This is a genomic window from Psychrobacter sp. S1-30-MNA-CIBAN-0213 (assembly GCF_040309845.1).
Lineage (GTDB): Bacteria > Pseudomonadota > Gammaproteobacteria > Pseudomonadales > Moraxellaceae > Psychrobacter.
The window spans coordinates 47,996-60,120 of sequence record NZ_JBEOPE010000006.1 but is presented as its reverse complement, the minus strand read 5'-3'; the positions used below and the strand labels follow the sequence as shown (position 1 = coordinate 60,120).

The window sequence follows — 12,125 nt, the reverse complement described above, 5'->3', positions numbered from 1 at the left end:
CGGGTTTATGGTAAAGTTGCTGATACTGCCAATTAAACGACTCTACCAATTAACAGACCCTATTAACCCATAGTAAGGTGAATTCATGAGTACTACAATCATAGCCAAACCTTTGACCAAAGCTGAGTTTGCGCCATATGGTAAGGTTATTGAGCCGTACGACAAAGAGCAAGAAACGCCTGAAAATTGTTATGAGATTAATAATGGCTACGCCAAGCGCCATCATGCTATCGCTGAGTCTAAGCTTGATGGTGGCAATGTCGGCATGAGTATTTTCTGTGCTAAAAAGCGCGAATTTCCTATCGCTTTGTCAGTGATGGAATATCATCCGTTTGGTACGCAAGCTTTCTTTTCGATGCATGGTCAAGATTATATTGTCGTCGTTGCGCCTGCGGGCGAGCCACCCCAATCTGCTGATGATTTAAAAGTATTTTATGCCAAGTCTCATCAAGGCGTGCAATATGATGCCAACGTTTGGCATCACCCACTGCTCGCACTTGGTTGTGACTCTGACTTTTTGGTCATTGATCGTATCAATGGCGAAGGCAATAACTGCCATGAGCTTGATATCAATGATTGGCAAGTTCAGATTGAAATTGATCGTGAAACTGATAGCGAATCTGACAGCGCAACTAAAAGTGAAATTAACAGTGAGCATAGTTAAGTTTATACTTCGCTGACTCGTATTAACTAAGCATTAGACAATAGCTTTAACATTAAATGAATCATGACACACAAAAGACAGCCCTCAATCGGGTTGTCTTTTCTTATTTTAGTACCGCCTTTGAGAAGTTATATTGCGCTGTTGCTCAGACAGTTTGGACAACTAAAAGCCTTGTAAAACATGGCGACAATTGGACATTAATAAGAGAACGATATGGCAAACACCGGTAGCGTAATGTCAGCGCAGCAATCATGGATAGGTACTATTCAAATTATCACAGCCGCTGTCTGCTGGGGTACTTTAGGAATATTCTCGACCTATCTCAACCAAATCGGCTTTAGTGGCTGGCAAATTACCATTTTGCGCATCGTTACCGCTGCTTTTCTTATCCTTATCATGCTGCCAAAACTATGGCCACATCTCGTTAAGCTACGTCTAAAACAATGGCTTGGACTGGCACTACAGTCTTTGATTGGTGTGCTCGGCATGTCGGTATGCTATTTCTTCGCTGTTATCTATGTCGGTGCTGGTCCTGCTGTCGCCCTACTTTATACCGCGCCCGTTTTTAGCCTGCTTTTCTCAGCGTTTTTTCTGAGTGAATCTATTACGCGGCAGTCGGCATTACTAGCATTAATGGCGGTATTTGGCGTCGGCCTGACGATGTTAGGTGAGCAAGCGCAAGCCAATTGGGGTATCTTATTGGGTCTATTGTCAGGCGTGTGCTATTCCTTGTACGGAGTACTCGGCAAGCGCGCTATGCACTATGCGCATCCTGCCCCTTTGGTATTTTTTACCTCTATTGTTATTAGTGCTGGTGTGCTGCTATTACTACCTGAAACCTATAACACTTATGAGCAATTATTGACCTTGCCTTTGCTTACTTGGGGTTACGTCTTAGGTCTGTCTCTACTTGGAACAGTCGTGCCATTTGGTCTTTATATGAAAGCGTTGGAGAAGCTACCTGCTACCCGCGCTTCGGTGTTCACAATATTTGAGCCTTTAACTGCTATCGCCCTTGCGACACTGCTATTACATCAATCATTATCGTGGATTCAATACGTGGGCGTGGTATTGATTTTACTGGCGGCTTTATTTAATGCCGTATTAAACGGTACTACCACGCGTGTACCGCGTTGGCTAAGAAGACGGCAAAAAGTTTAGTTTTTATTACGCGCTACTAAAAATTAACGTTTGATATATTCAGAATACAGCAGCTATTTTTATTAAATTGAAAAAGCCCCAACCATGACATCATAGTTGGGGCTTTATTTCGCCTAAAAGTTTATTTTAGAGTGCTTAAGACTTTGCTTCAAAAAAAATTTGCGCGATAGTCAATCCACTATAAAATAAATACAGCGCTACTGAGATAAATTTTGCGAAGCCTCTGTCTGCGTAGGCACAGCAAGCAAGGAAAAATTATCTCAGTAGCACATTATAATCTTTGTACTTCTTTTATTTAGGGCTGACTATATACAGATTTGATAAATAACTTGGATTACCCTAACCTTATTACTGCACAATACGCTGTAGAAATGCTTGCGTACGAGGGTGCTCGGAGTCTTCAAATAACTGCTTCGCGCTGCCCTCTTCGACCACATAACCATCTTCAATCAAGACGACATGGTCAGCGACATCACGAGCAAAGTTGATTTCGTGGGTTACTACAACCATCGTCCAGCCTTCAGATGCCAGTTTTTTCATAGCCTCGAGTACGTCTTGGACCAGCTCGGGATCAAGCGCGGAAGTTGGTTCATCGAACAACAGTAACGACGGCTCAATGGCCAGCGCACGAGCAATACCAACTCGCTGCTGCTGGCCACCAGATAGCTGAAACGGGTAAAGATCCGCTTTGTCCGATAGACCAACCTTCTCCAATAAAACTAAAGCCTGCTCACGGGCTTGTGCTTTACTTTGCCCTTGTACCACCGTCGGCCCAAGCATTAAATTTTCAATCGCTGTCTTATGCGGAAACAAATTATAAGACTGAAACACCATGCCTGATTTACGTTGCAGTGCCAGCAAGGTTTTTTTCTTAGGCTTAGTGCCAAAGTCGACCGTCAAGCTGCCATCATCAAACGCAATGACACCTTGATCAGGAATCTCCAGCGCATTAAGACAACGTAAAAAAGTGGTTTTACCCGATCCTGACGGCCCTAATATCACGACTACTTGGCCTTTGTGAATGGTCAAATCAATGCCTTTGAGCACTTGATTGCTACCAAAGGCTTTGTGAATATTGGTGACTTGAATCATAAAGGTTCCTGTTGTGCGGATAATACTAGCAATATTATACGGCGTATTTATAAATTATTTAGCGATATAGCGATCAAGACGAATCTCAAGCTTGCCTTGAATAAAGGTCAAGAACAGACAAATACCCCAATATATAACCGCCGCTTCAGTATAAACCAGCATAAACTCATAATTACGCGCCGTAATAATCTGAGCTTGTTTAAACAGCTCAGTGACGAGTACCAATGAGGCCAAAGACGTGTCTTTTACCAAGCTGATAAAAGTATTGGATAACGGTGGCACTGAAACCCGTAGCGCTTGTGGCAAAATTACATGGCGAAAGGTTTGTAGGTACGTTAACCCTACGGTTGAGCCTGCTTCCCACTGGCCTTTTGGAATAGATAAAATAGAGGCACGCACCGTCTCAGACGCATACGCACCGATATTCAGTGAAAAGGCAATAATCGCAGAAGGGAATGGATCAAGCTTCAATCCAACACTGGGCAAACCATAGAAGATGATAAATAGCTGCACCAGCATCGGTGTTCCGCGAATGGCAGACACGTAAATACGGGCAAGTCTATAGATAATCTCATGGAACCAGCCAGCACGCGGCACGATACGAATTAGTGCTACCGTCAGCGCAATTGCCATACCAATTGCAAACGAGATCAATGCCAGCGGTATCGAATAATAGATACCGCCTTTCAGCATTGGCCAAAATGAATTGATAACAATTTGCGCCCGATCAGGGTCCATAAATGGCAATAATGCCAGTAGTTCAGCTAGCACTGACGTGATAGAAGCTAGCATTATTTTTGTTGACTTATATCAGCACCAAAGAACTCTTCGCTAAGTTTGGTTAGCGTCCCATCGGCTGCTAATGCTGCCATTGCTTCGTCTAATTTTGCGACGACGGCTTCATCGCCTTTAATCAAGACTAATCCTGAACCAGTTTGCTCACTGGCCGGTGCAACCAATTTAATCTCAAGCGCGCTGTCTGGGAATTTTTTTAGATAGTCTAATATTGCAAGGTTATCGTTCATTGTAAAGTCAGCACGATCTTGTTTAACCAATTGAATCGCTTGTGCCATGCCATCAACAGGAACGACTTCTGCGCCATAGCGTTCTGCTAGCTCACCATAGTTACTGCTGAGCGACTGTGCTGAACGTAGACCTTTTAACGCTTCCCATGAGCTATAGCGATTGTCATCAGTTGGCGCTAAAACCACAGCGCCTGACCAGCTGTAAGCTTGAGATTTGTCATATTTTGCTAAACGCTCAGGGGTAGTTAGACTGACTTGGTTGGCGACCATATCAAAACGTTTTGAGTCCAGACCTGCCAGCATAGCGTCCCACTGAGTTTCTTTAAATTCAACATCAACGCCTAATTTATCAGCGACTGCACGCGTTACTTCGACATCATAACCCGTCAGCTTTCCACTCTCATCATGATAAGTGAATGGTGGGTAGGTGCCTTCGGTACCGACGTTAATAGTGCCGCCATTATTGATACGTTGTAGCAAGTCAGAACCGGCAGTCTCAGCACTGTCGGTTGCATTGGTTTCAGCTTCATTAGTAGTAGACTGACCACAAGCGGCAAGCAATACAGTACTGGCGGCAAGGGCTAAAAGATTACGACGTTTCATAAGGCGTCCTTATAAGATGAATGGATAATGCAAAAATGTATAAGGCAAACAAAGTTAAATAAAACTATATAATATGAATATCACAATAAAACATGTGCACTGCAATATTTGCTTTGGTTGCCCGATTTGAGGATATTGTTTGTGTCTTTCAATACTATTTTATATTATTTTTCTTTTATGGACTTTTAACAAAAGAATTCGATGTAGTAGAATCAAAGTTAATCCATACTATTTAAACGGCGTCTAGCTCATATACTATCGCAATTTGGCAAGAATAACCGTACAAAAACAGTGAGCACGCGTAAGATTGTTAAAGTTTGCCAGAGAATTGATAGCGATCGCCTGCATGCCACATCTTGACAAAGGTCAGTACCTTCCCTGCCGAATAAGTCTGACGACGTAGAACTAACGTCGGTGACTGCGGTGCAATCTGTAGGGCATCAGCGATCTCATCAGGTGCTGCTAAGGCTCGAATGGTATAGTTACCGCGCTCAAGTGGGCTTTCAGCAATGAGATAGTCGCTGGTATTCACCACGCTAAAATCTTGCTCAATGAACTCTGGTACTTTTGTCGCATCCACCCAACGCTCTTCAAACTGTATAGGCTGACCGTCAGCGAAATGAATGATTTTTACTTCATATAAAACAACCGGCTCAGTGCTATTAGTATTGCTATCAGTGTCCTTTGAATCATCACCTTTAGAATTAGAAGATACAACTGCTTCATCAATACCAAATTTACGGCGCATCTCATCATCTAACATACTCGCGGTAATAGCGCGTTTGCTCACCACTTGTGCCTGATAATCGCGATTGGCTGATTTTAAATCTTGAGCGATATTGCGCACTTCTACAAAGGTATGATTGAACTGCTGCTGTGCGACAAATGTCCCCGACCCTTGCCGACGCTCTAATACCCGCTCTTCGCTTAATTCTTTTAAGGCGCGGTTTACTGTCATTCGCGATACGCCAAACTCTTCCGCCAACGCCATTTCGGTAGAGATAGCTTCGCCCGCCTGCCATTTTCCAGAATGGATATTATCCAATATTGCGTTTTTAATCCGCTGATATGCTGGAACTGTTTTTGTCATGTCACTCTTCACCTTTGTCATGCTCATCTTTAACCGTCGACTTCAACTATACAGGTATGCAGCTATAAAAGTGCTGACATAATATCATGACAGTTATCATAATCACCATGAGAACAGCCTATCTAACAAAGCAACTTCATAAATAATTTAACTATTTATAAAAAAATGCTTGCATGAAAAAATAATCTTTGATAATTTGTATATACAACTTATTAACAGCACCAAATAATGTTAATAGTAAATCGTATAGATAATCACAAGGACATGATCATGACTACCGATAATGGAATGAGCAACAACGGAACCAGCAACAATAATGAATTTACGCGTCGTGATGAGAGTCGTAATATTGCTGCGCCGACTGGCAGTACGCTCAATTGCAAAAGCTGGCTGACCGAAGCGCCTTATCGCATGCTGCAAAACAACCTACACCCTGATGTGGCCGAAAACCCAAAAAGCTTGGTTGTGTATGGCGGTATCGGACGTGCAGCCCGTAACTGGGAAAGCTATGATCAAATACTCGCGTCACTCAAAGAATTAGAAGACGATGAGACCTTATTAGTGCAATCAGGCAAACCAGTTGGCGTCTTTCAAACTCATGAAAATGCGCCACGTGTGTTGATTGCCAACTCCAACCTTGTCCCGCGCTGGGCAACGTGGGAGCATTTCAATGAGCTTGATCGCAAAGACCTATTTATGTACGGCCAAATGACTGCCGGTAGCTGGATTTATATCGGCACTCAAGGCATCGTCCAAGGCACTTATGAAACTTTTGTCGAAGCCGGTCGCCAGCATTATGATGGCAGCTGGGAAGGACGTTGGATTTTGACCGCTGGTCTTGGTGGTATGGGCGGCGCACAGCCATTAGCCGCGACCTTTGCCGGCGCAACTTCTTTAAACATCGAATGCCAACAGTCTAGTATTGATTTCCGTTTGCGTACTGGTTACGTCGATAAGCAAGCAGACGATCTTGACCATGCTTATGAGCTGATTAAACAACATACGGACGCGGGTGAAGCCGTCTCAATCGCGCTACTTGGTAATGCGGCGGATATCTTGCCTGAGATGGTTAAGCGTGCCAATGCAGGCGAGATAAAACCTGATTTGGTCACTGACCAAACCTCCGCTCATGACTTAATCAATGGCTATCTGCCAAGTGGCTGGACAGTTGAAGAATGGAAAGCGGCACAAGAAAATCCGGACCAACATGCCGCATTAACCAAAGATGCCGCCGCGTCTTGTGCCGTACACGTGCAGGCCATGCTAGATCTACAAGAAATGGGTATCCCAACGACTGATTATGGTAATAACATTCGTCAAGTTGCCTTTGATGAAGGGGTGAAAAATGCCTTTAATTTCCCGGGTTTTGTCCCTGCTTATATTCGCCCGCTGTTTTGCCAAGGCAAAGGCCCATTCCGCTGGGTAGCATTATCAGGTGATCCAGAAGATATCTACAAAACCGATCAAAAAATTAAAGAGCTGTTCCCTGAAAATCAGCATATTCATCGCTGGCTAGACATGGCAAAAGAACGCATTCAGTTTCAAGGCTTGCCAGCGCGTATCTGCTGGTTAGGTCTTGGTGAACGTGATAAAGCAGGCTTAGCCTTTAATGAGATGGTTAAAAATGGTGAATTAAAAGGTCCTATCGTTATCGGTCGTGACCATTTGGATACTGGCTCTGTTGCCAGCCCAAACCGCGAAACAGAAAGTATGAAAGATGGTTCAGATGCGGTATCTGACTGGGCGTTATTAAACGGCATGCTCAATGTCGCAGGCGGCGCCACTTGGGTGTCATTACATCATGGCGGCGGTGTTGGTATGGGTTACTCGCAGCACTCTGGCATGGTCATCGTCGCTGATGGCACAGATAGCGCCGCCAAGCGCTTGGCGCGAGTACTGGTCAATGATTGCGGCTCAGGTGTGATGCGTCATGCGGATGCAGGCTATGAGCTGGCCATCAAAACAGCAAAAGACTATGGCTTAAATCTGCCGATGATTAAATAGCTTGCCCTTGTCCTTATATGCTCAAATGATATAAGGACATCATCAACACTTTATCAAGGACGATAATATGTCTGAACGTGATATTTTGCCCCCAGGTAGCTCCGTGCCTAGAACGCCTCTAGACAGTCCAGCACCTGCTAGCCCGCCGCCTGAAAAGCTGCTGTCCAAACCTGTAGCGCTAATACAGCTAATCGTATTTAGTGCTATTGGTCTGGTGATGTTCTTTGTGCCCTTCACTATTGGTGAAAAGAGTACCATTTTATTTGATCACGGGGCAACTTATCTAGTCACTCAGCAGCACACCCTTGCGGTATTTTTACTGTTTTTACTGATGATTTATGGTGTTGGCAAGCCCATTTACGATGGTTCATGGCGTAAAAATATCACTAATATGATATTAACCGCCTTTAAGATTATCGGGCTGGTACTCGCCATCATGTATATCACTGATATGGCGCCTGCTATCATCATGGAAAAGGACATGCTGCCGTTTTTGTTTGAAAAACTGGCATTACCAGTCGGTATGATTGTCCCTATTGGTGCATTAATTCTCGCTTTTTTGCTCGGTTTTGGCTTGCTGGAGATGTTTGGAGTACTCATGCAGCCTATTATGAAGCCAATTTGGAAAACACCCGGCTCATCAGCGATTGATGCGGTCGCCTCTTTTGTTGGCAGTTACTCTATTGGGCTGCTCATTACCAATCGGGTCTTTCTGCAAAATCAATATTCAGTTCGTGAAGCTATCATTATTGCTACTGGTTTTTCTACGGTGTCGGCAGCGTTTATGGTCATCGTTGCTAAGACCCTTGGTCTAATGGAATTTTGGAATCTGTTTTTTTGGTCGACACTGATTATTACCTTTATCGTCACCGCCATTAGTGCACGTATTCCACCTATTCGAGGTTTTGATGATAGCGTCGAGCGTCCAGACTTAGAAAACCAACAAGGCAATCGCTTAGCAGCAGCTTATCATTTAGGACTGGCTACTTCGCGCCGTGCGACTGACCTCAAACAAATTATGTGGTCGAACTTTCGCGATGGGGTGACGATGGCGGCAGCGATTGTACCTTCGATTATTGCGGTAGGGTTGACAGGCCTTTTATTAGCCAAATATACGCCAGTGTTTGATGCCTTGGGCTTGCTCTTGTATCCATTCACTTGGGTAACCGGTATGCCCGAGCCACTAGTTGCTGCCAAAGGCATGTCAGCGGGACTGGCTGAAATGTTTTTGCCTGCCCTCTTGCTAACGGAAGCTGAGGTCTTGACCCGCTATGTAGCAGGAGTTGTTTCGATTAGTAGCGTGCTGTTTTTTTCAGCGATGATTCCTTGTGTATTGGCAACTGAAATTCCGCTGTCAGTACCTAAGATGGTCATTATTTGGTTTGAGCGAGTGGTACTTAGCATTCTAATCGCTGCGCCTTTTGGACATTTAGCGATATATTTGGGCTGGATCAGTTAGACCGACTGAAACAAGCAGGATTGGTTAAGAAAATTTAAACAGCATAGCTTTTAACTGTTTATAAACAACAACGCATAAACTAAAATGTATAGACAACAAAAAATACAATTAATATAGCTTATAAAATTAGGATGAATCGCATGACTGATATCAAAAAACTAACCCTACACCCACGCCAATTAAGCTTCGAGATGTTGCGCGATATTTATGAGCGACCTGTCATATTGACACTACCTGAAAGCGCTTATGAAGCGATAGATGCCTCACATGAAGATGTACGCACCATCATTGCGCGTGATAAGAGCGCTTATGGTATCAATACCGGTTTTGGCCTATTAGCAAAAACCCGTATCAGTGATGATCAGCTTGAGCTACTCCAGCGTAACCTTATCGTTTCTCACTCGGTGGGTACGGGTGAAGCGCTGCCAGACAATGTAGTTCGGCTAATTATGGTGATGAAAGTTGCAAGCCTCGCGCAAGGCGTTTCTGGCGTCCGCCGCGTCGTGGTCGATAGCCTACTCGGTTTGATTAACAATCAAATTACGCCAAATATTCCGGCTAAAGGCTCAGTTGGCGCCTCTGGTGACTTAGCACCTTTATCGCATATGACACTGGCTATGATGGGCGAAGGCGATGTCTATGTTGGCGGCAAAAAAGTACCCGCTGCCGATGCGTTAGCGCAGCATGGTCTTGAGCCCATTACCCTTGCGGCAAAAGAAGGGCTTGCCCTGATTAATGGCACCCAAGTATCCACCGCACTGGCATTGCGCGGTTATTTCTTAGCGCGAGATTTACTTGAGACAGCAACCATCGTTGGCTCCATGTCTATTGATGCCGCCAAAGGCTCGGATGCCCCATTTGACGCACGTATTCATGAAGTGCGTGGTCATCATGGTCAAATTGAAATCGCTAAAGCGCATCGTCAGCTCATTAAAGGCAGTGCTATTCGCGCCTCCCATGATGGTGAACAAGACGATAGGGTACAAGACCCTTATTGCTTACGCTGCCAGCCACAAGTCATGGGTGCTTGCCTTGATATCATCAATCAAGCAGGAAAAACCTTATTAATTGAATCTAATGCGGTAACCGATAACCCACTTATTTTTAACAATGATGACGGCCCAGTGGCTATCTCAGGTGGTAACTTCCATGCCGAGCCAGTTGCCTTTGCCGCAGACATTTTAGCCTTGGCAATTGCTGAGATTGGTTCTATGTCTGAGCGCCGTGTGGCTTTATTGATTGATGCAACCTTGTCAGGCGGCTTACCACCATTCTTGGTGGATAATGCGGGAGTGAACTCAGGCTTTATGATTGCCCATGTCACCGCAGCGGCACTCGCCTCAGAGAACAAATCTATCGCCCATCCTGGCAGTGTCGATAGCATTCCAACTTCTGCCAATCAAGAAGATCATGTGTCGATGGCCACTTATTGTGCACGACGCCTATATGAGATGGCGCAAAATACCGCTACTATTATCGGCATTGAGCTATTGGCTGCTGGTCAAGGTATCGACTTCCATCGTGGACTAGATACCTCAGAGGCGTTACAGACAGCGCATCAGAAACTACGCGAGCAAGTGACTTTTTATGATAAAGATCGTTACCTAGCCCCTGATATTGAAGCAGCAAAACAACTTGTATTAGATGGCACGCTCACCAAGTATTGGCAGTCATTGCGCAGCGATTGGTACGAGTCTAAATAGGAAAGTTTTATATATTTAAAATCCACTCTCAATTATCTAATTTTATTGGCGTAGGCCATCCTGAATTGAGAGTCAGGTTTTATATTATGAAAGGAGGTCAACAATGACAATAGCCGTTAGCCATACCGCAGCTGATATGAGTCGGTGGACAGGCCGTGCAGAGCCGTTTGAGTCTGCGCGCGCCCGCTACTGGTATCAAATAGCTCAGCCTTATGCTTTTGATAGCACCAGTCAGCAAAACGGTCAGCGCATTGGACTGGTCGGTTTCGCTTGTGACCAAGGCGTCAGACGTAATCAAGGACGCGTGGGTGCACGAGCTGCGCCGCCCTTGATTCGTCAGGCATTTGCGGCGCTGCCGGTCATCGCTGAGTTACAACAACGCTTTGATGGTCAATTGCCAACCCTGCTGGGTGATGCTGGCGATATCCATTGTCATGATAATGATGATTTTGCCGAGCGTACTCTGGAGCAAGCTCAAGTAAAATATGCCGATAAGATAAGTGATATTATCCGGGGAGGCGGTCTACCTATCGGGCTTGGTGGTGGTCATGCCATCGCTTATGGCAGCTTTTTAGGATTATGGCAGGCGCTGTCATCAAAAACCAATAAGCCTACTAATGACGTTAGCAATGTCGAAAGTAATGTTAAAAATGATGTAAAAAGCCATGCGAGCGCAATACCTACTATCGGGGTGATTAACTTTGATGCGCATCTAGATATTCGCCAATCTGATGTGGCCACGTCTGGTACGCCATTTCGTCAAATTGCCGAGCACCTTGACGCACAAGGTCAACCATTTCACTATTGCTGTATCGGCGTCAGTCGGTTTTCCAACACTGCCGCGCTCTTCGACCGTGCTGAGCAGTTGGGCGTACACATTATCAGTGACGAAGATTGCACCAATAAGAAATGGAAAAAAATTGCTGCTCAAATAGAGGATTTTATCAATGAAGTTGATGTGGTCTATCTAACTATCGATATGGATTGCTTGCCATCGAGCGTCGTTCCTGGTGTCAGTGCACCAGCGGCCTATGGTATCGAGCTACCCTTCGTTGAGCGCGCGGTCAAACTTGTTATGGCATCAAACAAAGTAAGAATAGCTGATATTGCCGAGATTAACCCGACCTTTGATGTTGATGGACGCAGCTGTAAAGTCGCCGCTCGCCTCTTGGCGACTATTATCGAGCAGCATCTACTATTAACATAGACGAAATACAGTCAGTTCATTATAAACAAGTTACAGTGCTACTAGAGTACATTTTTCGCAGCCTCTGTCTGCGTAGGCACAGCAAGCAAGGAAAATTTACTCTAGTAGCACATTATA

At 44.8% G+C, this 12,125-nt stretch carries 10 protein-coding genes; 6 read left to right on the top strand and 4 right to left on the bottom strand.

The genetic code is table 11. The features are described 5' to 3' along the window. Positions 1 to 85: 85 nt before the first annotated feature. On the top strand, positions 86 to 664 hold the full coding sequence (locus AAEY87_RS07680) for an ureidoglycolate lyase (RefSeq protein WP_350656646.1): 579 nt from the start codon (positions 86 to 88) through the stop codon (positions 662 to 664). 213 nt (positions 665 to 877) lie between these two features. Then, positions 878 to 1,825 (top strand): DMT family transporter, encoded by a 948-nt coding sequence (locus tag AAEY87_RS07675; RefSeq protein ID WP_350656644.1) that lies wholly within the window; start codon positions 878 to 880, stop codon positions 1,823 to 1,825. A gap of 348 nt (positions 1,826 to 2,173) precedes the next feature. Here AAEY87_RS07675 and AAEY87_RS07670 read toward each other — a convergent pair whose 3' ends face one another. The 4 genes from AAEY87_RS07670 to AAEY87_RS07655 form a co-directional block, all read right to left on the bottom strand. Then, positions 2,174 to 2,917, bottom strand: a complete 744-nt coding sequence (locus AAEY87_RS07670; protein WP_068036988.1) for an amino acid ABC transporter ATP-binding protein — start codon at positions 2,915 to 2,917, stop codon at positions 2,174 to 2,176. A 54-nt stretch (positions 2,918 to 2,971) separates the two neighbouring features. Next, positions 2,972 to 3,709, bottom strand: coding sequence for an amino acid ABC transporter permease (locus AAEY87_RS07665; RefSeq protein ID WP_068036991.1), 738 nt, complete (start codon positions 3,707 to 3,709; stop codon positions 2,972 to 2,974). Further along, the gene (locus AAEY87_RS07660) at positions 3,709 to 4,545 is read right to left on the bottom strand and encodes an amino acid ABC transporter substrate-binding protein (protein ID WP_068036993.1); all 837 of its coding nucleotides are present in this window, start codon (positions 4,543 to 4,545) and stop codon (positions 3,709 to 3,711) included. The genes AAEY87_RS07665 and AAEY87_RS07660 overlap by 1 nt, the downstream gene beginning before the upstream one ends. Positions 4,546 to 4,855: 310 nt before the next feature. Then, on the bottom strand, positions 4,856 to 5,635 hold the full coding sequence (locus tag AAEY87_RS07655; RefSeq protein ID WP_350656642.1) for a UTRA domain-containing protein: 780 nt from the start codon (positions 5,633 to 5,635) through the stop codon (positions 4,856 to 4,858). 288 nt (positions 5,636 to 5,923) lie between these two features. Between AAEY87_RS07655 and hutU the strand changes: the two genes are divergently transcribed. The 4 genes from hutU to hutG all read left to right on the top strand — a co-directional run bounded on the left by hutU (position 5,924) and on the right by hutG (position 12,008). Next, positions 5,924 to 7,639, top strand: a complete 1,716-nt coding sequence (gene hutU, locus AAEY87_RS07650; protein WP_350656777.1) for a urocanate hydratase — start codon at positions 5,924 to 5,926, stop codon at positions 7,637 to 7,639. Between the two features lie 67 nt (positions 7,640 to 7,706). Next, positions 7,707 to 9,098: a YjiH family protein gene (locus tag AAEY87_RS07645; protein WP_350656641.1), complete on the top strand. Its 1,392-nt coding sequence runs from the start codon at positions 7,707 to 7,709 to the stop codon at positions 9,096 to 9,098. A 140-nt stretch (positions 9,099 to 9,238) separates the two neighbouring features. After that, complete coding sequence (gene hutH / locus AAEY87_RS07640) at positions 9,239 to 10,801, top strand: histidine ammonia-lyase (protein WP_350656640.1); 1,563 nt, start codon at positions 9,239 to 9,241, stop codon at positions 10,799 to 10,801. 103 nt (positions 10,802 to 10,904) lie between these two features. Next, on the top strand, positions 10,905 to 12,008 hold the full coding sequence (hutG, locus tag AAEY87_RS07635) for a formimidoylglutamase (protein ID WP_350656639.1): 1,104 nt from the start codon (positions 10,905 to 10,907) through the stop codon (positions 12,006 to 12,008). The last annotated feature ends 117 nt before the right edge of the window (positions 12,009 to 12,125 follow it).